This window comes from Mesobacillus sp. QJM3NY_10, assembly GCF_056173465.1.
Genome location: NZ_CM149675.1, coordinates 2,295,318 through 2,320,178 on the forward strand (window position 1 = coordinate 2,295,318; position 24,861 = coordinate 2,320,178).

A 24,861-nucleotide genomic window follows, 5' to 3' on the forward strand; every position below is an offset into this window, starting at 1 on the left:
GCATTGATGGAGAGGGATTACCACTTATTAATGAATGAACATATGAATGATTTCAACTCATTTAAGGGGTGAAGTAATGAGCTTTTGGTCAAGGGCTATTGTGTGGTGGTTGATCCTAAGTGTGGTCTTTATTTATTTAGTAGATTTATTTACAATCAAGCCTAATGTAATATCAGGTAATGGCAACTTAGGTCTCTTATTTGTAGTGCCGGCGCTGGCGTTATTTATTTTGTTTGTAAGAAGTTTATGGAGATTTTTAGGGACTCTCAACTTAAAATCTAACACTTGGATGAAGATCGGTTGGGGTGCATTTGCTATATTGCTATTGCTGTCCTTTTTACAATATAAGCTTGCTATAGATCTTATTAACGATTTAGGAGGTACACCTACTAAAGTTTCATCAAGAATATACCGTTACCCTTGGTTAAATCAATATACTAATACGATGTTCATTAACCTTTACACCCTGGGTATTATGGCAACCGGAATCACTATCTTAAGGATTTTTATTAAAAGCAACCCAAAGTCAAATAGCGAAGAATGATAAACCAACGGGGCTGTTAAAATGACAAAGAAATTCCCTTTGATTTTCTTAGGATTTTTGGTATTCGTTGCATTACTCTCAACTTTTTTATTTTTTAAAACAATGTTTTCAGATTTAGTTCCTGAGTTTTTGATAGCTGAAGCTATTCCGTTAGCAATTTTTTCAGGATTATCATTAATTGCACTTTCAATAACTGTAAGGAACAAATAAACATATATTCTCAGGGGGAGTTAGTAATGGAAATACCAATGATCGTCGAAAAAGTCTTAAAGGATTATATTAACCTATTTAATGAACATTTACCTGAAACGATTGAAGGGTTATACATACACGGTTCAATTGCCCTGAATGCCTATGTTGAAGATTCAAGTGACATCGACTTTATCACTTTGACGAATCGTCGATTAACAGAGGAAGATTCAGAAGCATTATCTAGTATACATACCACAATAGCGAACAAATATAAAAAGCCAGAAATGGACGGAGTTTATGCTGTTCGCGAGGATATGGGAAAACTCAGCAATGCCGGTAAATATCCGTACTACAACAATGGTGAACTATTGTTCGGTGATTACTTTAACTTTAACCCGATAACTTGGTGGACTTTAAAGATTAAAGGAATAAAGTTTTTCGGGCCAGAGCTGCAGGACTTTCGGATTGATATTCAGCCTCAAGAGTTATCTACTTACGTACTTGGAAATATGAATACGTACTGGACAAATAGGATCCAGATGGCTGAAACTTCTATTGAACATCTAGTAAAGCTCCCGACCGACGAAGTTGATATTGAAATAGAATGGACTATTCTCGGATTGCTACGTCAGTTTTATACAATAAAGGAATACGATATTGTTTCCAAGTTGGACGCTGGAGAATATGGATTAGAGCAACTACCCGGGGAATGGCGCAATATTATAAAGGAAGCTATGAATATACGTAAGGGTGTAAAGGAAGGGTGTTTCAGCTCTGAGATGGAGAGATTGGATACTACTTTACGATTCTCAAGATTCCTGATTAATCATTGTAATAAGATTGTAGAGAGCCAGATATCATAATGGTTCTGTTTTTATTAAGAAGTAGTCCTGTTGACGCAGAGTTGTTCTTTTTAAAAGTCAATTAATAATGAAATAGCGGTTGAATATTTTTTCTGAATCTTTAATGTATTATGAAACGTATTACTTTGAAAGGGGGAATTATAATGTCTAATATTAAGCGAAAAATGAAATCCACAATTTATTTAAGTTTCATGTTGATCATGTCAGTTTTTTTAATAGCTGCTTGCTCAAGCGGAAATGCAGAAGACGCCAATAAAGATGCTATTAAAAAAGTTCTTGAGCATGAGTTTACTGGTCCGGATGAGAAGTTTATGGATATAATGTGGAATCCAAAATATAGGACTGTTGTAAACAATAAAGAAGAAAATAAAGAACTTGATAAGTTATTAGAAGAGAAATACGGACCCTACTTTACAGATTCTGGACTTCATTCATTTATAACTGCATTTGGTGGGACTCAATACCAAACTTTTGCTTACAATGCTGATTATAAGATTAACTTAAAGAGTGTCACAATTGAGCAAAGTCAGGAAAATTCAAGTCTTTATACCTTTATTGCGAAGGTCGGTTATAAGAAAAGTGGAGAGGAAGAGCAAACTGCGAATGTAGAAGGTAAAGTTTCTTTCTCTGCAAAAGAAGAAGGAAAAATCGGGAAATTTGAATACGGAAACGACGACGGTTTGTCTGATAAATTGAGAGAATAATAAATTTTACAATATATCAGACCATGGATTATATGACCATTCCAGTGGTATAAACGGAGGAATAAATGTGGAGAAACAAAACTCAGTTGCCAAAGTGCTCCGTGTCATAGGGTTTGTAATAATGATTGGCGGTTTTTTCATTGCATTGAGCCTGGGTTCCAGAGCATCAGAGATGGGTCAAAACTGGGAATTGACCTTGCCTGCCCTGTTTTCCAGTTTTGTCACAGGCATGCTTTTCATTGGGTTTTCTGAAGTCATTGCCTTGCTTCAAAAAATTCATCTTCAACTTCATCAGGACGGGACCAGAGCGACAGATTCATCAGGCAACGAGCATGAAGTAGAACAGCCAGTAAAGCTGCAAGAACAAAAAGAGTGGTATCCGTCGCCACAAGATTTCGAAGACATCCAGGAACTATACCATGAGCAAAATGTCACAAAGATTGAAGCATCTCCATTTGAAGATTATTGCGTTGTGCAGATTGACGGTAAAGACCACATCGAAGTGGTGGAACTGGGAGGGTTCAAGCCAAAGAAGGTTTCTGCAGCTGCCAAACCTGACCTTGTGAACAATATACAAAAATGGTTCAACAATCTACCTTCATCCTAAATACCTTTTATTCAACTTGAGGGTGCGTCGATCCAGGAAGGATTAGCCACCTTTTTTTGTTGAATTCTAAAGGTGGCTTGAAAACCTTACATAGCAAGTAGTGATTAATAGAGGTGTTTTTGTGGATAGCAAATTTATAAGAGGAACTTTCTTTTTGACGGCAGCAAGTCTAATATCTAAAGTTTTGGGCTTCATTTATATAATACCATTCACGGCTCTTGTAGGCACACAGGGGTACGTCTTGTATAAATATGCTTATGGTCCGTATACAATTCTGTTAAGCATTTCAACAATAGGTCTTCCACTTGCCGTTTCCAAATTCGTTTCAAAATATAATGAAATAGGTAACTATAGAGTCGGTTTGACTCTATTAAGATATGGAATGTATCTGATGGTCATAAGTGGTATTATCTCATTTACAGCGCTGTATTTAGCCGCACCATTCTTAGCAGGAATATTAATCGATCCTAATGATCAAACAGGTAATTCTATAGAGGATGTTCAGTTTGTCATTCGTCTTGTCAGCTTTGCTTTATTAATTATTCCAGCAATGAGTATTTTCAGAGGGTACTTCCAAGGGAGCCAATCTATGGGTCCTTCGGCGTTAAGTACAGTGATAGAGCAGGTAGTCAGGATTGTCTTCATCTTGGCAGGTGCCTATGTAACCATTCATATATTTAACAGTTCTCTAACAAACGCAGTAGGAATTGCTACCTTTGCCGCCTTTATAGGTGGAGTAGCAGGATTTATCGTTTTATTATTCGTTTTCTTTAAACGAAAAGATTTAATAAAGAAACAAAGAGATATGAGTCCGAATAACGAAGACATAAAAGTTATATCAATGTTCAAGGAATTGATTGGCTATGCAATTCCTTTTGTTATTACAGGACTAGCAATACCTATTTATCAGAACATCGATACCTTTACCATTAATAATTTGTTTCAGGCTATAGGCTATAAGTTAGATGAAGCAGAGACAATTAATTCTGTTATTGGATTAGCTCAAATTCTCGTAATGGTTCCTGTGTCATTGGCTACAGCATTCGGTATGTCTTTAATACCAGGTATAACTTCAGATTTTACAAGTGGAAGAATGCTAGAAGTCCGAAGTAAGATTTCTAAAACCATCCAGATTCTTTTGTTCTTTACACTTCCCGCTGCTATGGGTTTAGGTATTCTTGGAGAACCGATTTATATAATGGTTTTTGGCTTAGAGAACAGTCCTGAAATAGGTGGGTCTATTTTACAATGGTACTCTTTAGCCGCAGTATTCTTTGCTCTGTTTACGGTAACTGCTGCAATTATGCAAGGAATTAACGAGCAAAAAAAATTAATCATTGGAATCCTATTGGGGATTTTTTTAAAGATCGTTTTAAACTTCATACTCGTAGCATATCTAAAGGAAGCAGGGCCTATTTTAGCTACCTACTTTGGTTTTATCGTCTCAATTCTATATAACATTTATATCATTAAAAAAACCCTTCAATTCAAGTTGTCACCCTTACTTCAGAGTTTAAAGGAAGTTTTCTTGTTAGTATTGGCAATGTCTATAGCTGTTTGGTGTGTTGCATTTTTAACAGAGCAATGGCTGCCAGAGGTTGTAAGCTCATATTATCGTGCCTTAACTACATCGATCACTTCCATTTCAGTGGGGTTATTAGTTTATTTAGGTATAGGTTCAAGACTGAATTTAGTAAAGGAATTTTGGAGCAATAAAAGAAAGGATAACTCAAATCGCCAGTGAGTACTCCATGTAACCCTTTTGATTATTTTATAAATGTGTAAAAGGTTTTAGCTAAAGAGAAGTAATGTTTAATAAAAGTGCTGGTTAAATATGGTATTATTTATTATGGGTAAGTTCCCAAAACATGCAGGACAATCCAATAAGCGCTTTTATTAATCCCATTTTAGATAAGTATTTATTGAAAGGAAGGTACTATGGAGGTAATTTTAGCAAGTGTGTTTTCAGCTATCATAATATTAATTACTGTCTTTGCTATGGTGAAGGTACTCATTATCGCCTTTAATAGGAAAGAAATTTCATTTAGAAAATTAATTATTTTTTCAACTTCTTCTATCGTGATAGGTTTATTAGTAGCCTACCTTTTACCATTTGGTTATCAAAAAATATTTGATTATCTTTATTAACTTATACTTAACTGACTGATAAAAAACAACCAATGCAAACCGAAAAAATATTGTGTTCAAATGTACTTAACGGTGGATGTTGCAAGATATGTTAGGAAATCAAAAACGGTAGTGAAATTACCACCGAGGTTATTTAATAGGGGGATGGGGCTCATTGATAAAAAACTATTTGATTTACATTTCTATCTTAATTTTCATTTTAATATTGGGTTCTGGTTGTTCCAATTCGAATGACAAGGCAGCGTCTATATCAGTTAAATCCGATTCTGAATATGTGAACACCTTTGAAGATTTAAATTTAGGAATCCTATTTGATTTTGATTTTAAATTAGCTAGTGCAGATACAAGTTGGGTTACTCTTTGGGTAGATCGGTATCAGGATGGAACAAAAGAGAATCAACCAATAACGCAATTATCCTACGGCAACAGTCCAAATAAAGTCGATGAAGGGTCAGTGGGTTTTGGAATGATTAACCCAAACTCTGGTGGACCACTAGTATTCCTTTATGGACCTGGTGTAAGCACTCAACCGACTATCAATGAAAAAGTATCTAATACTAACCGTCTTAGTACTTGGGATTATGCGATCGGTGAAGAAGAAGTAGAACTAGAATTAGGTGAAACAAAGATTCTAGCAGTCTATAGAGAAACGGAAAATAATTCACTTCGTACGGTTGACTTACAAGATGAGAAAACTGTAAAAGAAATAATTAAAGAAGATGATACGGTGTTAGTGTTAAAGATAAAGGTTGAAGAGAAAAAGGTGGATCAGAACTAAGATCAGTATCTGATTGTGAAGAAACATAATTTAGTTAAATGTGTGCCATTATCTGTGCAGGATGAGGCCCCTTTTTGAGCAGCTAGAGGAAGGGGCCTTTCCTGGTGTTTGTGTTAGGTACTACACTATCAGTGAAATAACAATGGAGGGATATATATTGGATACGTCTCCGAAACATATAGTTGCAGTTTCAGCAAATGTTACAAATGAAAATGGAGAAACACTATTAGTCAAGACACACTGGCGATCTGATACTTGGGAAACTCCAGGAGGACAGGTGGAAGAAGGAGAACCACTTGATACAGCCGTATGTAGAGAAATATTAGAGGAAACAGGAATAGTAATCTCACCTATTGGGATAACAGGAGTGTATTATAATGCCACGAAACATCTATTATCTGTGGTTTTTATGGCGAAATATGTTAGTGGAGACATTAAAATTCAACCCGAGGAAATTAAAGAGGCTAAATTCATCCAACTCACTGAGGAAAATATAGATCATTACATAACTCGCCCGCATATGAAGTCTCGTACAATAGATTGTATGAAAGCAAAGAACTTTGTGCCATATGAAACTTGGGATGTAGATCCATATAATTTATTGGGTAGGTTATTCTAATTCCCTTATCCGAGTTTAGTAGAAGAAATTATTAAAACTTGCTCAGAGTCTTGTGCCCTAAGCAAGTTTTATCAAGCTTTAGTTGAAAAATAAGATGTCTTCGAATGCTTTATTCCGCTTTTACCCCTGATTGCATTTCATAATTCCTTAATAGCATTCCATTTGCTTTTATCATCCCCAGCTTTTCGTAATAGGGGACGAGGTCATCGTCACAACATAAGTCAATCATATAAATATCAGCAAGTTCTGCCAACATTCGATTGACCAATTCCTTACCGATTCCTCTATTCTTGTACTCTGGCAGCACTTCTAGGAAGGGGATATAGGCGGATAGGACTCCATCACTGATTGCGGTGATGAATCCAACAACTTGATCACCATCTTCATTAAGTGCTAGGACTACTTTGCTGCTGTTTTTTAATAGTTTGAAGTGAGTCTCCGGACTCGGTTGGGAAGGCCAACCATCAAAGAAGCCTTCCAACATTTCAGGTGTAATACCCTCAAGTGAATTTTTGAATAACATCTTCTATCAACTCCTGTTTGTTTTTATCTTAGGTAGTTGATATGAATCAAAAGTAAAATAACAAATCAGGGACCCTCCAGACATTCTTCTCTGTTTTTTATATTCAATTTTACGAGGGGAAATCCTCCTAAAAGCGGTAAATTATTTCTCGGGAAAGCGCAGGATTTGACTTTATTTTCAGGCTTTGTCGCTTTTTTGGACATTGTGACAGTTTGTGTTAATTGTGAAGGCTGAATAAGAAACATGTCGAAACTGTGTTTTGGTTTTGGCTGGACATTTAGCCCTAGTTCTGTTTAAGTTTTCAGTATAGATAGAAAATTTTAAAAAGTATAGGGGTTGGGGAAAGTGATTCAATTTAAAAAGCCAGATATCGAGAATTTTTATCGTACCTTTAACATTCAAAGTTTTACGGTGAGTCCTGACGAGAAGCAATTGGTGTTCAGCACGAATTTAACAGGGAAGTACAATTTGTGGGCAATGGATCTGCCTAATCAGTATCCATATCCGCTTACATTCATTAACCAGACATGCCAAGCATTGAGCTACTCACATGATGGAAGCTTTATGGTGGTTGGTTTCGATAATGATGGCGATGAAAATGGTCAGTTATACGCACTCCCTCCTGCTGGTGGAGAAATGGTGCCGCTCCGCACGGCAGAAGGGCATCGCCACATATATCCGTTCTTATCGAAGGACGATCAACGACTTTACTACACATCTACCAAGGGCAACGAAACCTATCTGAATATTTACCGTTATGATATCCAATCAGGTGACGAGAGCGTGGTCGTCGAGGGAGAAGGTGCGGCTTGCTTTTTAGTGGCTGTTGACGAAGAAGAAAATAATTTTGCCTATCTAAAACAATATGCCAATACATACGCACCTGGATTTATTTTTCAAGATGGGAAATCATACTCGCTAACTCCTGAAACGGATGACCAATTCACTGTCGGTGAAGGAGTTTTTGTAGGTGACGAGTACTACTTTGTCACTACATATGGTGAGGATTTTGATTATCTTGCAAAATTCAATCTTAAAACCCATGAATTTACCAAGGTTCTTTCAATTGAAAAGGAAGAGTTCGGACCTATCCGATATGATAAGAGTACAAACAGCCTTTATTTCGTGACATCAAAAGGCGTGAATGATTATTTATATCAATACGATTTGGCTGAAGGAACATATAAAAACAGTCATTTACCAGCTTCAATTATCCAAGGTGGCTCAGTCGCTAAAAGTGGTAATGTGTACATACTTGCCGGATCAGCGACGAAGCCTAATAACATTTTCATGAAGAAAGCTGGCAGCGACGAGTGGAAACAGCTGACGAACCTGGCTGTTCCGGGTGTCAAGGAAGAGGAGTTAGTGAACCCTGAAGTACTGACTTATCCTTCCTATGACGGCATGATGATGGAAGCTTTATTTTTCAAAGCAAAGGAAGATGTCAGCAATGGCCATGTTATCCTTTGTCCTCATGGTGGCCCGCAGGCTGCAGAACGTAAATTCTTCCGGTCGATGTTCCAGTTCCTCGTGAACAGAGGCTATAGCATTTTCGCTCCAAATTTCCGCGGATCAACAGGTTATGGACTGGCGTTCACCAAGATGGTCGAGGGCAATTGGGGTGAAGGACCACGCCTTGATAACATTGCTGGTCTTGAATACCTTTACGAAAACGGAATGGCTGACAGGGATAAGACATTATTGATGGGTGGAAGCTATGGTGGCTATATGGCACTGCTGTTGCACGGCCGCCATCCGGAATACTTCAAGGCAGTCGTCGATATTTTCGGACCATCCGATCTATTCTCATTCATTAACTCTGTCCCGGAGCATTGGAAACCAATCATGAATCAGTGGGTTGGCGACCCAGTCAAGGATTTCGATAAGCTAACAGAGTATTCACCAATCACTTACCTGGATACGATGACCAAACCAATGCTCATCATCCAGGGAGCAAACGACCCGCGCGTCGTGAAGCAGGAATCAGACCAGATCGTCAAAGCCTTACAGGAAAAAGGCCGCGACGTAAAATACCTTGTACTTGAAGACGAAGGGCATGGATTCTCGAAAAAAGAAAACGAGATCCTTGTGAACAGGACGATTCTTGAGTTTTTTGATCAGTTTGTTGAAGCGAAGGTATTAGCGGAATAATTCTTTTTGAACACTCCCCAGCTGCAGGAGAACTTTCCTGTGGAGGGGAGTTTTTTTTACATAGAGCTGTTGAGTGTAAGGACAAATATAGGCGTCTTAGCTAGAGAGCGAATAAATATGAGGTTTCCGTAAACCCCTTAATTCAGATTTAATAATTCAGCAATTATTTCTGCACTTCCTGGCGAGAACATAAAAAGTGAAAATGAAATAAATATTAGACCGACAAACACCAAGCAAAATTTAATCATTAACAAAGCTGGTTTTTTTATAAACAACCCTTTAATAACTAAAAATAATCCTAAAAATAATATTAAGAAGTACCAAAATCCCATTAATACACCCCTCATATACCTTGGTAAGTAACATACATAGAGAAACTATGTATGTAACTATTGTAAATTCTTTCTAATTTAATTTCAACTTTAATTAAATTTACCTCTGTTAATGTAGTTCCATTTAGAAAAACTCGTTTTTTCATGGCAAAAGGAGGAAGTGAATTTCATGAGTAAGCCGGGATAAGTTAGGGAAAATACACTTTGTTAACACAAAGGAGGAATTTTCAATGGCAAAAATATTAGCTGTATTATCAAGTGGTCATAAAGATGAGAAAAACAATTATGAAACTGGCTGGTGGGGAGAGGAATTATTTGCCCCGATGCAGCTTCTTGAAACGGCGGGCCATCAGGTCGACCTGGCATCGCCGCTTGGAGGCAAGCCGGTTATCGATAAAATGAGTATAAGCGAAGATTATGATCCGAAAGGTATTTATAAAGAGCTTTATGAGTCCGGAAAAGCGGATGATACGATGAAGCTTTCGGATGTGAATGCTGACGACTACGATGTCGTGTTAGTGGTAGGCGGACATGGTGCAATGTATGATCTGGCGAAGAACGAGGATTTACATGAGATCATGAACAAAATTTATGATGGAGGCGGCATTGTGGCAGCGGAATGCCATGGTCCTGCACCGCTTGTGTTTGCGAAGAGACCGAACGGTGAAAGCTTTATCGCGGGTAAAAAAGTAACAGGTTATCCAGATGAAATTGAGCCAGAAGGTCTGTTGGATATCCTTCCGTTCAGCTTGGAGCAGGAAATGAGAAAGATCAGTCAATATGATCAGGGAGATCTGGAAAAAACAGGTCATGCTGTATGGGCGGACGAGCAGCTCGTGACAAGCCGTGACCCATTTTCTTCCGAGTTGATGGGGGAAGAATTGGTTAAGGCGTTGGAGAAGAAGGGGAAATAATTTACGTATTTTTTCCCTCTTAGGGAAAAATAACTGAAGTGAGGATGTAGATTAAAGGAGAGGTGCAATTTTATGGGAAACGAAAATAAAGTGGCCATTATTACTGGTGGCGGCAGCGGATTAGGGCAATCGACCGCCCTCAGATTAGCAGAAGAAAAAGTGAATATCGTAGTGGTAGATATTAGCGAGGAGGGTGGAAGCGAAACCGTCGAGATGGTCAAAAAGCTTGGAGTAGAAGCGATTATCATCAAAGCTGATGTCTCAAAGCAAGAAGATGTAAAAAGATATGTCGATCAAACAGTTGAACAATTCGGTAAAATTGATTACTTCTTTAACAACGCGGGGATTTCGGGCAGCGGCTCGTATTTCCTGGATTCCTCCATTGAAGAAATTGAAAAGATTGTCGGGATTAACCTTTTGGGAGCACTTTATGGTGTTCGTTATGTCGCTGAGGTTATGCTGAAGAATGGTGGAGGTTCCATAGTGAACACCGCTTCAAGTGCAGGCGTGATCGGCCAGGATTCCGTTGTTACCTATTCTGCTACAAAGCACGCGATTGTGGGATTAACGAAGAGTATGGTCGCGGAATACGGAAAAGATGGACTTCGAGTGAACGCCATAGCACCTGGACCAACCGAGACGCCAATGGTGAAATCCTTTTACGAAGAGAATCCAGCAATGAAGGAAAACGCGATGAAAGGGATCCCGCAGAGACGTTTGGGCAAGCCAGAGGAAGTTGCTGAACTGGTAACTTTCCTGCTAACCTCTAAAGCACAGTATATTAATGGAGAAGTCATCCGGATCGATGGCGGGTTTACTAATACGAAATAATTATAAAGCCGGGGGGAGGGAGAACCTTACCCCGGTTATTTAATGAAAAAAATAAACTCCACACGTGGTGGAGTTTATAACTACCATTGATAAGCACCTTCGCAAGTATTAGCAATTGGTTCGTAATAACAATGTTGTTTATATTGTCCTGCGAATGGTTGATTGTACCATGTAGATGGACAAGGAGCATACGGATTGAAATACCAAAGAGCAAACTTGGAAGGCTGCTGTCTCCAATAATCCAATGTTTGTTTAGCCAATCTTTTTTCTACACTTCTAGCTCTGTTATAAAAAACATTCCCCTTTTGAACGGCCTCAAATGAATAGTTTCCTCCTTGAATTTGAAAAATCACGTCTCGTACAGACCTTAAATCTTCAAAATCTAGACAATTCGCTTTCAGTCGATTTACAACTACATTCCCAACCATAAGCATCCCCAGCGGTCCTTCACCCTCAGCTTCAGCCCTCATCATCCTGGCAATTAGTGCAACGTCACTGTCGACATACTTTACCCTTGGCATTTTTATCACCTCTATAAGAATTGTATTAAAAACAGCTTGTATTAATGTTAAGAGGTTCCGATTTGCTTGAGATAAAGCATTTGTTAAATGGCTAAAGTGGATGGTGACAAAAACCGTACTATCCCAGCTAGAGTTTATAGGCTTGATCCAATAAATAGAGAAAACCGCTATGGGTGTCATCATAAATGAGTACAATCACAACTTCAGGTCTTCTAACAAGCCATAGATGTTACTATAGAGGAGAAGAAACACGAATGACGGTCACAAGAAGGTCAAACTTGTGACCTTGAAAGAGGAAAATTACGAATGACGGTCACAAGAAGAGCCAACTTGTGCCCGTGAAAGAGAAAAATCACGAGTGACGGTCACAAGAAGAGCCAACTTGTGCCCGTGAAAGAGAAAAATCACGAGTGACGGTCACAAGAAGAGCCAACTTGTGCCCGTGAAAGAGAAAAATTACGAGTGACGGTCACAAGAAGAGCCAACTTGTGCCCGTGAAAGAGAAAAATCACGAGAGACGGTCACAAGAAGAGCCAACTTGTGCCCGTGAAAGAGAAAAATTACGAGTGACGGTCACAAGAAAGGTCAACTTGTGCCCGTGGAAGAGATAAAACAAGGATGACGGTCACAAGAAGAGCCAACTTGTGCCGGGAAAAAGGAAATCCATGAATGACAGTCACAAGCAAGATCAATATGTGACGGTAAAAGTGGAGAATCACATATTAAGGTCAAATACTATACAATCAGAGACGAAGTGGAATTATTCTATTCCTTCATCCTTAAATAACGCCGGGTTTGCTGATGTATTCAAGCTTTGTGTTGACGCCCACAGGTTCCCAAGGAATCTTGGCATCATCTGCTGGGAAGGTAAGACGCCGTATCTTGAGAAATAGACAAAAAGTTTTAAATAGTTACGAGCATTGCCAGGCAAATGAATTTCTTTTGCATAAAATTCATTTTCTGTAACTGTCGCAAAGGACCTTGTCTCAAAACCTGAAATAAAACGGGTTTTCTCACCTTTGTACTGATTCTCTATAAAATGGATTTTCTTGATAATCGTTGGGTCGTCGCTGCCATCGTAATTGGCCAGCCGCGCCTGGTTGAAAGCTGAAACAGAATCCAGCTTAGGAACGAATGAAAGCACATGGCCGTATGCTTTATCATGTCCCTCATAAAATGGCTTAATATCCAACTTATCCATTAGATCAACCAGCTTCAGCCTCTCGTCTTTTAAATAAGGAGGCCGGAAAATCTGTCTTGAAAGCTTCAATTCATCAAGTGAGTTGCACTCAAGTGACGTGAAAAAGTACCACTGGCCATTATCATCGAGACCAATATCATAGGATTGACCATTATTTTCCAATATGTAATCCTTAAAACGATCCTTTTTGTCAAAAGTAAAATCTCGCTCAGGTTCATTACCTGGCATAAACCCAAAAGGGGACTCGATTGGGACAGCAATCTCTGAATATAATTTATTTATCATTTAGCAACACACCCTTTAGTAAATCCAAGATACATACAGATTACCCAATATTGTTTAAATGAACACTTGAAAGGCAACCTGAAAAGGAATTGCGGTAGTAAATACCGACAGCCGCACTGATTATATATTAGAGGATTGCAGCAACCCAGAGGGAAAGGATCTTACAATACTGGTAGTTGACAAAAAACTGTAAATTACTGTCGATAAGATGCAGAAGGAGATTCGCTTCAATTTATAGAAATCATCTAATTGAATATTAAGTAGGAGGGATTATTGTGATAAGTAAAATCGGTCAAATCATGTTATACGTCAATGATCAGGATGTTGCAGTGAAGTTCTGGACTGAAAAGTTGGGTTTTGTTGTTAAAGCAGAAGAGGATAATGGGACAGGATTCAGATGGATTGAAATCGCACCGAGTTTAGATTCTGAAACAAGTATCGTGCTGCATGATAAAGAATTTGTGGCAAAAATGTCGCCTGGACTCAATCTTGGCACTCCTTCATTAATGTTTTATTCTGAGAATCTTGAGAAGTTCCGCAGCGATTTATCAAATAGAAATGTGTTTGTCGGTGAAATTGTAAACATGCCTTCAGGCAGGGTATTTAACTTTGCTGATGATGAGGAAAATTACTTTGCTGTTATGGAAAAATAAAACCTTGAAGCCGCTTTTAAATATAGAGCGGCTTTTTATTTTGCCGTATTTTTACCTACGGGATAAGGTTCTACAAAAAAAAGATATATTGGAAAAAGAAGGAATATGTCAACTTTTATTGAATTTTTCAGCGTAAGGTATTTCGTGAATTAAAAATAAGTATGGAATAAGAGTGTTTCTATACTCAAACTCGGGTCTCTTAAAGAAAGTATTCCTTGTACATAAAAAATGTCGCAATTACTGATCCAATTAAATAGAGAATAGATGCGTAAAATGCAAATGAGGGTGAAAACTTTTCCGGAGATTGGTTCATTTTAAATCCAGTTTCACCTTGTACTTGCATATCAATACTGCGGCTTGTAACTCCGCCTGAAGAACTAAAGAAGTAAATGAAGAATGTGCTGGCCAAAGCGACGAAAACTGATACCTCTATAAAGCTAAAATCCAGTATTAACGTTGCTCCAAAGTTGATTAATCCGATAATTATCAAAGTGGCTATAAAGCTTATTGTTTTTCCGATAGTGATGACCCCCTTTTAAGTTGTTACGCATTGTTACAGAAAAAGGTTTCATTTTTTTGTAAAATCGGGGAGTTAGTCCCTAAAGAACTAAGTCAGGGGGAGACAGAATGATTCATTTTATGGGAACACCTAAAATAGAGACAGAACGATTAATTCTCAGGCAGTTGGGACTGAAAGATGCCCGAACTGTTTTTGAAAATTGGCTATCAGACGAACGGGTAAGTGACAATCGAGTAAGCCCGGCTCATAAGCAAGTCTCAGAGACGTATAAGAGGTTAGCTAAAATTGTAGCTGACTATGATTCTAAAGAACTTTGTTATTGGGGGATTGAGCTTAAAGTTGATGGCGAACTTATCGGAGAAATAGACTTATATGATTTTGATAGGACTACTGATAACTGTGAAGTAAGTTATTCAATTGGGTACGAATGGTGGAATCAAGGTTATGGAAGCGAAGCGCTTAAAGCGGTAGTTGATTTTGGCTTTAACTATATGAATATACATAAAATATCCGCTGCACATAATACTGATAATCCGGCTTCAGGAAGGATAATGCTTAAAGCGGGGATGGAGCAAGAAGGAATAGTCAGTCACATGATTCGCAATGCCAAGAATCAATATAAAGACTGTGCTATTTATGGAATTCTCCAGGAGGATTATATTAGACGGAATGATATTACTGAAATCCGAGTCATAGAAACATAGAATCGTGTGGTCAATCCTATACGAATGAAGACGAAGGGAGAGATTTTACTGAAAAGGATAGTGGTAATTACTGTAGGCAAAACACACAGCGGTAAAACTGCTTTCGCACAGGCTTTGGAAAAAGAGCTGGAGAACTCTATGGTCATTGATCAAGACAATCATGCGGAATTCATCAATACATATTATATGGCCCTGCAACCGACACACGGACCCAATACTCTAAAGCACGCTTTATCCAAGCTGATCGTCAATTATGCAATAGAGCAAACAAATTATCATCTTATCATTTGTAACTCGAATCGGAGCCTAAAAGACCGGTCGTATCTTTTTAAAGAGTTGTTTCCCAAAGATGACTTTATACAGATTATTGTTCATTTTGATATTCCGGACCATGTTCTTCAAGCCCGAGTTACTGAAAGTCAACGGAGTACCACCATCTTCAGAGGTGCCTATTCCAATTTTGCCGAGGTATTAGAAAAACAGCAGACTGACTCCTTAAAAGCAGATGTAATGGATCCAGTGGAGGGTGAAGCAGATTACTTGTTTAGGATAAAAGACAACGCAGAAGCTAAAGCTGTTATTCTGGAAATTTCACGTATAGCAGAAGGATAGACCGTAAGAGTTATCTAAATTGGGGGAGCTCACATGAAAAAACTAGTCTTTCTCATTGTTGTCTTAGTGCTAACAGCCTGTGGACCAAGATTAGATGAAAATGCTCAGTTAGCCAATGAATATTTAAAAGATCAAGGATACTCGATTAAGTCATACGAGGGTAAATATTTTTATAGTTTTGAGAGACAGCAATTAGTTGATATGCCACACAGTTCGATTTGGGCCGTACAATCAATTGAGCCAGATGCCTACATTGGAAAAGAAATCACTCAGGAGATTTTCATTGTGAAAAATCACCCATTAAGTAAAACTTATAGACATAAGATAGGTTTTTCGAGAAAAGTTGAGGTGAGAGTATTTGTTTTTAAAGGTGAAATAATCGGAGGTACATCATTTCCAGTCGGGAATGGATTGGTCGGGTCACCTTATTCACTCGATGGCAAAACTGCTGAAGAGGTTATAAAAATGGACTATGCTGAATGGAATAAACATTGGTTTGAGAAATATGGGGATTGATTATATTGCGTGCTGCCCATTAAAGGCAGCTTTTTTGCTGTTCAGTACTATTTGATAAAGAGGAGGTCTCTTGTGAAAAAGAATTTTGTAAATATCATTTTAACAATGATGTTTTTTGTGGGTTATGTATTCATATTTGATTATTTCATTAGATATATTGAAATGATGTTTGTGCCTTATGGACTTCTGATATTCATTTTACAAATAGGCTTTTCCATTGTGATCCTCTTTCCTGCATCAATCATTACCACCAAGAAGATAGTCGAGATTTTACAAGGATGACTGGGAATTATTTTAGCGAAGGGGGCATTGGATGAAAAGGTTAACTTTACTGGTTTTTATTTTTATATTTATATTGACTGGCTGCACAACTACAAGGGATTACTATCAGGCGTTTAGAGGCAAAAGTGATCACTGGTCCGCTGAGCTGATTCAGAAAGGCAAGGTCGAATACAGAGACCATAAAGAATTCGAAAACCATTATGAAATGAAATATGAACGAAAACAGACTTTAAAGCTAAAGTATGTTGGTAGTGAACCAGACTTAGGCCGGATTATTGAGTACTCATCTGATGAATTGGGCAGCGCAACTCAACAAGTATTAGAAGGCGATCCGTTTGATGTCAATATGGTTTTCACTTCATCAGGTTCAAGCGAAGGCACTACCCATATTCCGAAGGATTCTGATTATAGACCACTCGATAATCAGGAAAGTACTTTTGAATTGACCGTTAAGTGGAATGGAAAAGAAGAAAAAATTAAGTTAAAATATGATCATTAAGGTGACTGAGAAACGAGAGCAAGCTGCCAACCAGGTGGCTTTTTTTCTTTTGAGATAACAGGAGGTTGGATTTGGAGACTGCATTGATTTTTATAAGCATTATTCTGGTTGCTTCTGTTTTGCAAACGAGCACTGGTTTTGGCTTTTCGATAATGGCAACCCCATTTTTATTAATGCTATACCTGCCGTATGAAGCGATTCAAATAAATATCATCCTGTCGTTGGTCATCTCGGTGGCTCTTATCTGGAATATCAGGCAGGATATTGATTTTATCTTGTTGAAAAGGTTTACTTTGGGGAGTATTGCTGGGGTACCATTTGGTATATTAATTTTTGCTTCGATAAACATAGATACGTTTAAACTAAGCGTTAGTATCCTTTTGTTGTTGTTGACATTGTTGTTGATTTTCCAATTCAGGCTTAGCCCAACTCCGTTTCGAGATTACATAGTTGGTGGGATATCGGGCCTTTTAACGACGAGCATCGGTATGCCAGGACCGCCATTACTGTTGTATTTTACGGGCACTGAAACTAAAAAAGCGAAGCTGCGAGCAACGACACTGGCGTTTTACCTGTTTGCCTATTCAGTTAGTCTGCTTACCCAGATGACCATTATTGGTTCAAATAAAACGATCTGGATATCAAGTTTATATGCAGTTCCGATCGTGCTGATTGGGATGTTCATAGGGCAAAAATTATATACGAGGATCAATCAGCGAGCATTCAGGATATTTACCTATATCCTTTTGAGCGGTACAGGGATTTATCTGTTTTTTGATAGCATAACGAGGAATTGAAGAATTGCTCTAAGTTTGTTTAAAATGACGTGTGTACTGGCATACGTCATTTTTTTATTCAACCAGAGAAGTTACATAAAAAAAGCTAGCACGGCCAATTGGAAACCGCACTAGCTTTTCATTTCTTATTTATTTTCCATCATAACCAAAATTCATATGTTGATAGCGGCCTTTAATAATTTGGTAGATGCCGTATAATATTAGTCCGGCTGCTACAATAGCTAGTAGTAATTGTCCGAATGGCTGGTTTGCCAATTCTGTTAATGCACCGCCCAGGCCTTTTGATTCATTTGGATTATGTGTGTATGCTGTGCGAATGAAGAAAAATCCAACCATACTCAGGACAATTCCTCGTGAAATCAGGCCGATCTTACCTGACAGGCGTGCGATTTTACGTTCTTTATCATTCATTTCATATGTTTTGAATTTGGACATGAACTTCTCTTTAGCTCCACTATATAGTTCGTAAATTCCATATCCAATAATGACTGCTCCAACCACTCCAACCAACCAGACGCCAAATGGCTGCTCCATTAACTTGGCAGAAATCGTTTTCTCCGAATTGTCACTGCCAGCAGATCCGGTGTTACTAGCTAATTTTATTGCACCGAAAGCCAAATTACTATATATAAGCCCGCTGATGAAATAACCAGTTCTTTTAATCAAACCTTTGGCATCAGTTCCTTCATTTTCAGGTTCCTTTATCGCTTTAATAAAATCCCATAAGATATATCCAATTAAACCAATCCCGATCATCCATAGGGCAACTTCACCAAAAGGCATTTCGGAGATTGATTGAAGTGCTCCTGAGGTCCCGGTCGTGTCGCCTTTGGGTCCGAATGCAGCTAAAGCAGCGAGCACTCCAACCATTACAAAAACCAGACCTTTTGCAATATAACCAAACCGGGCAAACCTGCGCATCCACGGTTTAGCTTCTCTCAATCTATTTTTGACTTCTATAGTTGATGGTGAACTCATGTTATGAACACTTCCTCTATTTTTCTCTCATTTATACAATGTTCCCCCTTTTCCTAAAAAGGAAACCATTTGGGTTACTTGCTTCCACTAGACCAGCATAAAGTCTCTTGTTTTATTTTCAGCAGTGCGGGAAAAGTAGAAGAAAATTCTATCCTCAGGAGGTTTTAATATGCCATATAATTCTTTAAACGACCTGCCGGATGCAGTAAAGGATAACCTGCCGCATCATGCACAGGAGATTTTTAAAGAAGCATTCAATTCAGCTTCTGAACAATACGATGAAGAAGAAACAGCCTTTAAGGTGGCTTGGAGTGCTGTTAAAAATGAGTACGAAAAGAATAATGATGACGAATGGGTGAGAAAAGAAGAAGATTAATATTTATTGATCCAGGCAAATAGCCGCTTTCCTTAAAGGAAGGCGGTTATTTTTTACAAATAAAGATGTTTTTATCTTTGGTAAAATTTATACTAGAGTCATATAGTTTTAGGGGAGATTTACTAATGTATAGAATTATGCTGATTGAAGATGATCCGCAGCTGTGTGAACTGATCAAGGAAAATTTGGAGCGGTATGGGTATGAGGTGGAATTGCCGGTTCATTTCTCAAAAATAGAGGAAGAGTTTGCTCAAATTAACCCTGATCTGGTTTTGCTTGATATTAACCTGCCTTATTATGATGGGTATTATTTGTGCAGGAGTTTTCGCCAGAAGTCTAATGTGCCAATATTGATGATTTCTGCGCGAAGCCAGGAGATCGAACAGATTATGGCAATCGAGCTGGGGGCAGATGATTTTATCACAAAGCCGTTCACGTTCGATATGCTGCATACGAAAATCAAGGCGACGTTAAGAAGGGTTTATGGAGAGTATTCGGCAAAAGAAGAGAAACAAAACTGTGCAGGGTCGCTTTGTCTTGATGAGAAGACATTGATGCTAGAATATGAGGGTTCAAGGGCAGAGCTTTCGAAAAATGAGTATAAATTGATGAAGAAGCTGATGGAGAACCAGGATACTTTTGTTTTAAGGGAAGAGCTGATTGAAGAAGTGTGGGATGCGGTCACTTTCGTGGATGATAATACCCTGACCGTGAATATGACAAGAATCAAGCAAACTCTTGCCAAGCTGGGATTGAGCCAAGTTATCAAAAGCAAACGTGGAGTAGGCTATATGCTAGAGATTCCTGTGGGGATTGAACATGCTTAAACGTCTTTTCCTCCGGTTTTTAAAAGACCGCTTACTCCTTATTATGTTTTATATACTCAATATCGTTTGTGTTGTGTTGTTTATTCATCTTAGTCAACCTGCGAACAAGGAATATTATTACCCGTTGGCGATTGGGTTATTTTTCTTAACTGTCTATCTGCTGATCGATTGGTTTCGCTTTTATCCAACGAACCGCGCTATGGAAATGCTCAGGAAGGGTCAGAATGTGGAGTTGGCAGGCAATACCGAGGAGCAGAAGGCTTTCCAACAATTGTTACATAAAGTAGTGGGTGAATACACGAAGGAAAACAATGAGTTAAAGGAGAAAAGCAAAGAGAGAATCAGCTTGCTGTCCCATTGGATGCACCATTTAAAGACGCCAGTTTCAGTGATTGAACTGATTTTGAATAATGAGGGAAAAACAGAGACTTTGGAAAAAATCCAGCAGGAAAATAAACGACTCCACAGCTCCATCGAGCAAGGGCTGACAATGATCAGGATGGATCAGTTTGAGAATGACTTTGAGGTGCAGACTGTTGACCTGGTTGCTTCGTTACGGAAGCTGATTAATGCTCGGAAAAAGGAATGGATCTATTCATCGCTCTATCCTGCCATAGAATCTAGTGAAGAAGATGCTTTAATCATTACTGATCCAAAGTGGAATGAGATTCTGATTGACCAAATCATCTCCAATGCCATTAAGTACTCAAGCCTGAAGGAAGGGAACAAAAAGCTAGTTTTTAAGGTTGAGAGGGTGGATGATCACATTCTTCTATCAATTATTGACGAGGGTGTAGGCATACCGCCATATGATCTCGAGAGGGTATTTCAGCCGTTTTTTACCGGGGAAAATGGAAGGAAGCATCGCAATTCTACAGGTATAGGACTTTACCTCAGCAAGAAAATCGCCGACAAACTTGGGGCTAAGATCACCATTCAATCTGTGCAAGGAGAAGGAACAACGGTTACGCTTCGTTGGTTAGCCGGACCAAAGCCCGGAAGTGATTCATGATACCTTACAAAATTGTAAGGTATTTTTTAGCGTTATCGATGGTTGCTTTTTGATTGGCGGCTTAATATGGAGTTAGAAAGCGAACGCGATTTTATACCTTATAGGAGCCAGCGATTACGTGGAATCCTCTACGAACAAATGCTACTTTGGACAAAAGTACGGAGGAGTGCTACGGAAACTTCCGAACCCGAAGCTACTTCAGACAAAACAAGAGGGAAGAGTCGCGGAATTGTCCGAACCTGATGCTACTTCGGACAAAACAAGAGGGAAGAGCCGCTGAAATGTCCGAACCCGGGGCTACTTCGGACAAAACAAGAGGGAAGAGTCGCTGAAATGTCCGAACCCAGGGCTACTTCAGACAAAACAAGAGGGAAGCACCGAGGAAATGTCCGAACCTGATGCTACTTCGGACAAAATGAGAAGGAAGAGCCTCTGAAATGTCCGAACCCGGCGCTACTTCGGACAAAACAAAAGGATAGTGCCACGGAAATGTCCGAACCCGGGGATACTTCGTACAAAACAAGAGGAAAGTGCCACTGAAATGTCCGAACCTGATGCTACTTCAGACAAAATCAGAGGTAAGAGTCGCGGAATTGACTGAACATGACACTACTTCAGACAAAACAGGGGTGAAGAGCCGCTGAAATGTCCGAACCCGGGGATACTTCGGACAAAACAAGAGGAAAGAGCCGCTGAAATGTCCGAACCCGGGGATACTTCGGACAAAACAAGAGGAAAGTGCACTGAAATGTCCGAACCTGATGCTACTTCAGACAAAATCAGAGGTAAGAGTCGCGGAATTGACTGAACATGACCCTACTTCAGACAAAACCAGAGGGAAGAGTCGCTTAAATGTCCGAACCCGGGGCTACTTCAGACAAAACCAGAGGGAAGCACCGTGGAAATGTCCGAACCTGATGCTACTTCGGACAAAACAAGAAGGAAGAGCCACTGAAATGTCCGAACCCGGGGCTACTTCAGACAAAACCAGAGGAACCAGCCGGAGAAATGTCTTAACTGGGGATGCCTCGGACAAAACAAAGGCGTAGAGCCGCTGAAATGTCCGAACGTCCTAAACAACTACAATTTTTAAAAGGGGGAACTAGAATGGTCATTTTGGAGGCTCAAAATATCGTAAAAGTGTATGGTGGATCGAGTGGGGAAGGTTTGACGAAGGCTCTTGATGGAGTAAGCCTTTCTATCAATAAGGGTGAATTTGTGGCGATTATGGGACCGTCGGGAAGCGGAAAGACGACATTGCTCAATGTGCTGAGTGGAATTGACCAGCCGACTTCTGGCGAGGTCAATATCTCGGGGCAGGAGATAAGTGAGATGTCAGGCGATCAGCTAGCACTGTTCCGTCGCAAACAGCTCGGCTTTGTGTTTCAAGAATTCAATCTCTTAGACAGCTTGACGGTCAAAGAAAATATCATTCTTCCAATGGTGCTGGAAAGGAACACAGCAGCTGACATGGAAACGAAGGTTCATAGTCTTGCGAATCTATTTGGGATAGAGGCGACCTTAGACAAGTACCCTTATAATATATCGGGTGGACAGCAGCAGCGGACAGCCGTCAGCCGTGCGCTTGTAAATGACCCGGCAATGATTTTTGCGGATGAACCAACCGGGAATCTGGATTCAAAATCCTCCGCCGTCATCATGGAATGCTTTGAAAAAATCGTTGATGAGCTCTCAACTACGGTCCTGCTTGTGACGCATGATGTTTTTGCTGCCAGCTATTGTCATAAGGTCGTTTTTATCAAGGATGGAATGATTTATTCGAGCATCGTGAAAAAAGGGAACAGGAAGGAGTTCCTGAATCGGATCATGGATAATCTTGCCGTCTTAGGAGGAAGAACCTATGACATTTAATCAAATGGTTTGGAAGATGGCGAAGGTTAATTACAAGAAGTATATCTTTTATTATCTTTGCAACAGCTTTGCGGTGATGTTCTTCTTCATGTTCTCGACGGTTTATTTTAACAGCAGGGTTGAACAGGGGAAGAAGTTGGAAAGTCTGCAGGACGCATTATCGATTCCTGGTGCTGCGTTGATTATTTTCACGATATTTTTTATCAGTTATGCCCACAATGTTTTCATGAAAAAGAGAAAAAGTGAGTTTGGGCTTTTCATGACATTGGGCATGGCAAAAAGAGAGTTAAGCAAGTTGCTGATCCTGGAAAATGCAGCGATTGCCATTTTATCCATTCTTTCGGGACTGCTGGCTGGAGCGATCTTTTCAAGACTGTTTTTCATGCTCTTGATGAGTCTCATCGAAATGGGGGAAGTTCCGTTCCATTTTAACGGTAAAATGTTTATTTACTCTATCGGATCCTTTTTGGCCGTGTTCATTCTGGCTGTAGGAAAATCTCTGTTCCAGACAATGAGAAGCAGCCTGATTACTAGTATGAAAAGCAACAGGTACGCAGACACAATCAAAATGAGAAGCCCACTGATTGGCGGCTTTGGGCTTGTGCTGATGGCCGGGTCACTGCTGATCCTTTATTTTACATATGTAAGCTCAAATGGCGCATACCTGCCGCTGTGGACATTGGCGATGTTACTGGGCCTGTATATCTCAATTAACCAGTCTGCTAGTTTCCTAATTAATCTCGTTAAAAAGTTTCCTGGTTTTTACTATCGCAGATTGCTTTTCCTGAGCAGCCTCGATTATAAATTTAAGCAGCTGACATCCATCATCATGCTTGTGACGGTAATGATTATGATCACCATCTTCTATAGCACCTTATTATTGACCTTCTACAAGGCTTCTGAAAAAGATGCTGTAATTAATAATCCATATGATGTCGCTTTTTATCAGTCAGAAACGAAAAATACGATTTCCGATGGCGAGCTAAACGAGTTATTCGGTAAAAAAGAACATCTTGAAATCACGATATTGAATTATTATGAAAAACTTGAATATGTCGATGGATATCATACTTATGACTTCATGTCATTGGATGATTTCAATAGGCTGACTTCGAGTGAGGTGAAGTTAGGAAAAAATGAGTATCTTTTTTATTTAAACTCTGAGCCAGAATATGCTCATACAGATATTGCTGAGTCGATTAAGTTATCCATTAATAATGAAGCTGTAACATATACATTGAAGGATCAAGTGATTGAAAGAACTATCAATCTGCTGCCGAATGCATATGAATTCATTGTCGTTAATCAGAACGAATTTGATTATTTGCGGAATACAGTGGAAGGGTACGTGTTGAATCTGAATTTAATCAATGTGGATGACTGGAAAGAGAGTGAAAGTGCTGTTGAAGGATTAGAAGAAAAATTAAAGCTAAATAATCAGTCGACTCCACCAATGGATTTTCCTGATCTGGAGCATACAGCAGAATCCGAATTGTTTCGGGTGGCCTCGAAAATAGGCGACTATCATCAAAATAAAACCACTAATGGAATGATGTTCTATGTCACGACATTTTTAAGCATCATGTTCTTTTTCGGAACCTTTGTTTTGCTGTTTCTTAATCTGTTTTCCGAAGTCGAAACTGAGAAATTGAAATATCGAAAACTAAATAAAATTGGGATGTCATCAAGGGAAATTAAGCAGAACGTAACAAGAGAATTAGGGACGATCTTCTTTGCACCAACTGTCCTCGGAACGACACTGGCCTTCTTGTATCTTGGAATTTTATCAACAGACGTCGGTGGAATCATGAATAACCCAGATATAATAATGCACTTTCTGCAAATTTCGGGAATTTACCTGGTCATCCAGGTGGGATCTTTCTTTTATGCCAGGAAGAAGATGTTATTGCAGTTGATTAATTAGAATATCAAAAGCCGCTTTCCAAAAGGAAGGCGGTTTATTTTTCTACCCTAATCGACAGATTTATTTTATAATATGA

At 39.1% G+C, this 24,861-nt stretch carries 28 protein-coding genes; 23 read left to right on the forward strand and 5 right to left on the reverse strand.

All coding sequences use genetic code 11. From position 1 onward, the window contains the following. Positions 1-76 precede the first annotated feature (76 nt). The 9 genes from AC0VX7_RS11550 (at position 77) to AC0VX7_RS11590 (ending at position 6,455) form a co-directional block, all read left to right on the forward strand. Positions 77-544: a hypothetical protein gene (locus tag AC0VX7_RS11550; protein ID WP_475427955.1), complete on the forward strand. Its 468-nt coding sequence runs from the start codon at positions 77-79 to the stop codon at positions 542-544. 21 nt (positions 545-565) lie between these two features. After that, on the forward strand, positions 566-754 hold the full coding sequence (locus AC0VX7_RS11555) for a hypothetical protein (protein WP_475427956.1): 189 nt from the start codon (positions 566-568) through the stop codon (positions 752-754). A gap of 26 nt (positions 755-780) precedes the next feature. Continuing rightward, a complete protein-coding gene (locus AC0VX7_RS11560) occupies positions 781-1,599 on the forward strand; it encodes an aminoglycoside adenylyltransferase domain-containing protein (RefSeq protein ID WP_475427957.1) in 819 nt (272 codons plus the stop codon). 143 nt (positions 1,600-1,742) lie between these two features. Further along, a complete protein-coding gene (locus AC0VX7_RS11565; RefSeq protein WP_475427958.1) occupies positions 1,743-2,303 on the forward strand; it encodes a hypothetical protein in 561 nt (186 codons plus the stop codon). Positions 2,304-2,370: 67 nt separating this feature from the next. Next, complete coding sequence (locus tag AC0VX7_RS11570) at positions 2,371-2,910, forward strand: hypothetical protein (RefSeq protein ID WP_475427959.1); 540 nt, start codon at positions 2,371-2,373, stop codon at positions 2,908-2,910. A 121-nt stretch (positions 2,911-3,031) separates the two neighbouring features. Beyond that, positions 3,032-4,654, forward strand: coding sequence for a putative polysaccharide biosynthesis protein (locus AC0VX7_RS11575; protein WP_475427960.1), 1,623 nt, complete (start codon positions 3,032-3,034; stop codon positions 4,652-4,654). A gap of 194 nt (positions 4,655-4,848) precedes the next feature. Then, the gene (locus tag AC0VX7_RS11580) at positions 4,849-5,058 is read left to right on the forward strand and encodes a hypothetical protein (protein ID WP_475427961.1); all 210 of its coding nucleotides are present in this window, start codon (positions 4,849-4,851) and stop codon (positions 5,056-5,058) included. Positions 5,059-5,212: 154 nt separating this feature from the next. Beyond that, complete coding sequence (locus tag AC0VX7_RS11585; protein WP_475427962.1) at positions 5,213-5,836, forward strand: hypothetical protein; 624 nt, start codon at positions 5,213-5,215, stop codon at positions 5,834-5,836. Between the two features lie 142 nt (positions 5,837-5,978). Continuing rightward, positions 5,979-6,455, forward strand: a complete 477-nt coding sequence (locus AC0VX7_RS11590; RefSeq protein WP_475427963.1) for an NUDIX domain-containing protein — start codon at positions 5,979-5,981, stop codon at positions 6,453-6,455. A gap of 109 nt (positions 6,456-6,564) precedes the next feature. On the opposite strand, the gene AC0VX7_RS11595 is transcribed toward AC0VX7_RS11590, so the two are convergent. Then, entirely contained in the window at positions 6,565-6,978 is a 414-nt protein-coding gene (locus AC0VX7_RS11595; protein ID WP_475427964.1) for a GNAT family N-acetyltransferase, read from the reverse strand. 345 nt (positions 6,979-7,323) lie between these two features. Here AC0VX7_RS11595 and AC0VX7_RS11600 point away from each other — a divergent pair, with 345 nt between their 5' ends. Next, the gene (locus tag AC0VX7_RS11600) at positions 7,324-9,129 is read left to right on the forward strand and encodes a S9 family peptidase (RefSeq protein ID WP_475427965.1); all 1,806 of its coding nucleotides are present in this window, start codon (positions 7,324-7,326) and stop codon (positions 9,127-9,129) included. A 137-nt stretch (positions 9,130-9,266) separates the two neighbouring features. Here the strand turns inward: AC0VX7_RS11600 and AC0VX7_RS11605 are convergent, their stop codons facing one another. After that, entirely contained in the window at positions 9,267-9,461 is a 195-nt protein-coding gene (locus AC0VX7_RS11605; protein ID WP_475427966.1) for a hypothetical protein, read from the reverse strand. Positions 9,462-9,691: 230 nt separating this feature from the next. Here AC0VX7_RS11605 and AC0VX7_RS11610 point away from each other — a divergent pair, with 230 nt between their 5' ends. Together AC0VX7_RS11610 and AC0VX7_RS11615 are read left to right on the forward strand one after the other, a co-directional pair. Further along, complete coding sequence (locus AC0VX7_RS11610) at positions 9,692-10,375, forward strand: type 1 glutamine amidotransferase domain-containing protein (RefSeq protein ID WP_475427967.1); 684 nt, start codon at positions 9,692-9,694, stop codon at positions 10,373-10,375. A 72-nt stretch (positions 10,376-10,447) separates the two neighbouring features. Then, the gene (locus tag AC0VX7_RS11615; RefSeq protein WP_475427968.1) at positions 10,448-11,206 is read left to right on the forward strand and encodes an SDR family NAD(P)-dependent oxidoreductase; all 759 of its coding nucleotides are present in this window, start codon (positions 10,448-10,450) and stop codon (positions 11,204-11,206) included. 80 nt (positions 11,207-11,286) lie between these two features. On the opposite strand, the gene AC0VX7_RS11620 is transcribed toward AC0VX7_RS11615, so the two are convergent. Both AC0VX7_RS11620 and AC0VX7_RS11625 read right to left on the reverse strand, forming a co-directional pair. Continuing rightward, on the reverse strand, positions 11,287-11,727 hold the full coding sequence (locus AC0VX7_RS11620; RefSeq protein ID WP_475427969.1) for a cell wall hydrolase: 441 nt from the start codon (positions 11,725-11,727) through the stop codon (positions 11,287-11,289). Positions 11,728-12,487: 760 nt separating this feature from the next. After that, positions 12,488-13,213 carry a hypothetical protein gene (locus AC0VX7_RS11625; protein WP_475427970.1) on the reverse strand — a complete coding sequence of 242 codons (726 nt, stop codon included), beginning with the start codon at positions 13,211-13,213 and terminating at the stop codon, positions 12,488-12,490. 275 nt (positions 13,214-13,488) lie between these two features. Here AC0VX7_RS11625 and AC0VX7_RS11630 point away from each other — a divergent pair, with 275 nt between their 5' ends. The 6 genes from AC0VX7_RS11630 (at position 13,489) to AC0VX7_RS11655 (ending at position 17,796) form a co-directional block, all read left to right on the forward strand. Continuing rightward, on the forward strand, positions 13,489-13,866 hold the full coding sequence (locus AC0VX7_RS11630; RefSeq protein ID WP_475427971.1) for a VOC family protein: 378 nt from the start codon (positions 13,489-13,491) through the stop codon (positions 13,864-13,866). Between the two features lie 627 nt (positions 13,867-14,493). Further along, entirely contained in the window at positions 14,494-15,090 is a 597-nt protein-coding gene (locus tag AC0VX7_RS11635; RefSeq protein ID WP_475427972.1) for a GNAT family N-acetyltransferase, read from the forward strand. A 24-nt stretch (positions 15,091-15,114) separates the two neighbouring features. After that, on the forward strand, positions 15,115-15,702 hold the full coding sequence (locus AC0VX7_RS11640) for an ATP-binding protein (RefSeq protein ID WP_475427973.1): 588 nt from the start codon (positions 15,115-15,117) through the stop codon (positions 15,700-15,702). 33 nt (positions 15,703-15,735) lie between these two features. Beyond that, positions 15,736-16,218, forward strand: coding sequence for a hypothetical protein (locus AC0VX7_RS11645; protein ID WP_475427974.1), 483 nt, complete (start codon positions 15,736-15,738; stop codon positions 16,216-16,218). Positions 16,219-16,531: 313 nt separating this feature from the next. Next, positions 16,532-16,999: a hypothetical protein gene (locus AC0VX7_RS11650; RefSeq protein ID WP_475427975.1), complete on the forward strand. Its 468-nt coding sequence runs from the start codon at positions 16,532-16,534 to the stop codon at positions 16,997-16,999. Between the two features lie 71 nt (positions 17,000-17,070). Then, the gene (locus tag AC0VX7_RS11655; RefSeq protein WP_475427976.1) at positions 17,071-17,796 is read left to right on the forward strand and encodes a sulfite exporter TauE/SafE family protein; all 726 of its coding nucleotides are present in this window, start codon (positions 17,071-17,073) and stop codon (positions 17,794-17,796) included. 129 nt (positions 17,797-17,925) lie between these two features. Here the strand turns inward: AC0VX7_RS11655 and AC0VX7_RS11660 are convergent, their stop codons facing one another. Further along, positions 17,926-18,774, reverse strand: coding sequence for a DUF1206 domain-containing protein (locus AC0VX7_RS11660; RefSeq protein ID WP_475427977.1), 849 nt, complete (start codon positions 18,772-18,774; stop codon positions 17,926-17,928). A gap of 169 nt (positions 18,775-18,943) precedes the next feature. On the opposite strand from AC0VX7_RS11660, the gene AC0VX7_RS11665 reads away from it, so the two are divergent. The 5 genes from AC0VX7_RS11665 (at position 18,944) to AC0VX7_RS11685 (ending at position 24,785) form a co-directional block, all read left to right on the forward strand. Next, a complete protein-coding gene (locus AC0VX7_RS11665) occupies positions 18,944-19,150 on the forward strand; it encodes a ChaB family protein (protein WP_475427978.1) in 207 nt (68 codons plus the stop codon). 125 nt (positions 19,151-19,275) lie between these two features. Beyond that, the gene (locus AC0VX7_RS11670) at positions 19,276-19,977 is read left to right on the forward strand and encodes a response regulator transcription factor (RefSeq protein ID WP_475427979.1); all 702 of its coding nucleotides are present in this window, start codon (positions 19,276-19,278) and stop codon (positions 19,975-19,977) included. After that, on the forward strand, positions 19,970-20,989 hold the full coding sequence (locus tag AC0VX7_RS11675; RefSeq protein ID WP_475427980.1) for a sensor histidine kinase: 1,020 nt from the start codon (positions 19,970-19,972) through the stop codon (positions 20,987-20,989). The genes AC0VX7_RS11670 and AC0VX7_RS11675 overlap by 8 nt, the downstream gene beginning before the upstream one ends. 1,107 nt (positions 20,990-22,096) lie before the next feature. Then, entirely contained in the window at positions 22,097-22,861 is a 765-nt protein-coding gene (locus AC0VX7_RS11680; protein ID WP_475427981.1) for an ABC transporter ATP-binding protein, read from the forward strand. Continuing rightward, positions 22,851-24,785, forward strand: a complete 1,935-nt coding sequence (locus AC0VX7_RS11685; RefSeq protein ID WP_475427982.1) for an FtsX-like permease family protein — start codon at positions 22,851-22,853, stop codon at positions 24,783-24,785. The genes AC0VX7_RS11680 and AC0VX7_RS11685 overlap by 11 nt, the downstream gene beginning before the upstream one ends. Positions 24,786-24,861 lie beyond the last annotated feature (76 nt).

Coding starts and splice junctions, on each gene's coding strand:
- AC0VX7_RS11550 (WP_475427955.1), top strand. CDS start 77: ATGAGCTTTTGGTCAAGGGCTATTGTGTGGTGGTTGATCCTAAGTGTG.
- AC0VX7_RS11555 (WP_475427956.1), top strand. CDS start 566: ATGACAAAGAAATTCCCTTTGATTTTCTTAGGATTTTTGGTATTCGTT.
- AC0VX7_RS11560 (WP_475427957.1), top strand. CDS start 781: ATGGAAATACCAATGATCGTCGAAAAAGTCTTAAAGGATTATATTAAC.
- AC0VX7_RS11565 (WP_475427958.1), top strand. CDS start 1,743: ATGTCTAATATTAAGCGAAAAATGAAATCCACAATTTATTTAAGTTTC.
- AC0VX7_RS11580 (WP_475427961.1), top strand. CDS start 4,849: ATGGAGGTAATTTTAGCAAGTGTGTTTTCAGCTATCATAATATTAATT.
- AC0VX7_RS11590 (WP_475427963.1), top strand. CDS start 5,979: ATGGAGGGATATATATTGGATACGTCTCCGAAACATATAGTTGCAGTT.
- AC0VX7_RS11595 (WP_475427964.1), bottom strand. CDS start 6,978: ATGTTATTCAAAAATTCACTTGAGGGTATTACACCTGAAATGTTGGAA.
- AC0VX7_RS11605 (WP_475427966.1), bottom strand. CDS start 9,461: ATGGGATTTTGGTACTTCTTAATATTATTTTTAGGATTATTTTTAGTT.
- AC0VX7_RS11610 (WP_475427967.1), top strand. CDS start 9,692: ATGGCAAAAATATTAGCTGTATTATCAAGTGGTCATAAAGATGAGAAA.
- AC0VX7_RS11615 (WP_475427968.1), top strand. CDS start 10,448: ATGGGAAACGAAAATAAAGTGGCCATTATTACTGGTGGCGGCAGCGGA.
- AC0VX7_RS11620 (WP_475427969.1), bottom strand. CDS start 11,727: ATGCCAAGGGTAAAGTATGTCGACAGTGACGTTGCACTAATTGCCAGG.
- AC0VX7_RS11625 (WP_475427970.1), bottom strand. CDS start 13,213: ATGATAAATAAATTATATTCAGAGATTGCTGTCCCAATCGAGTCCCCT.
- AC0VX7_RS11635 (WP_475427972.1), top strand. CDS start 14,494: ATGATTCATTTTATGGGAACACCTAAAATAGAGACAGAACGATTAATT.
- AC0VX7_RS11640 (WP_475427973.1), top strand. CDS start 15,115: ATGAAGACGAAGGGAGAGATTTTACTGAAAAGGATAGTGGTAATTACT.
- AC0VX7_RS11645 (WP_475427974.1), top strand. CDS start 15,736: ATGAAAAAACTAGTCTTTCTCATTGTTGTCTTAGTGCTAACAGCCTGT.
- AC0VX7_RS11650 (WP_475427975.1), top strand. CDS start 16,532: ATGAAAAGGTTAACTTTACTGGTTTTTATTTTTATATTTATATTGACT.
- AC0VX7_RS11660 (WP_475427977.1), bottom strand. CDS start 18,774: ATGAGTTCACCATCAACTATAGAAGTCAAAAATAGATTGAGAGAAGCT.
- AC0VX7_RS11665 (WP_475427978.1), top strand. CDS start 18,944: ATGCCATATAATTCTTTAAACGACCTGCCGGATGCAGTAAAGGATAAC.
- AC0VX7_RS11670 (WP_475427979.1), top strand. CDS start 19,276: ATGTATAGAATTATGCTGATTGAAGATGATCCGCAGCTGTGTGAACTG.
- AC0VX7_RS11675 (WP_475427980.1), top strand. CDS start 19,970: ATGCTTAAACGTCTTTTCCTCCGGTTTTTAAAAGACCGCTTACTCCTT.
- AC0VX7_RS11680 (WP_475427981.1), top strand. CDS start 22,097: ATGGTCATTTTGGAGGCTCAAAATATCGTAAAAGTGTATGGTGGATCG.
- AC0VX7_RS11685 (WP_475427982.1), top strand. CDS start 22,851: ATGACATTTAATCAAATGGTTTGGAAGATGGCGAAGGTTAATTACAAG.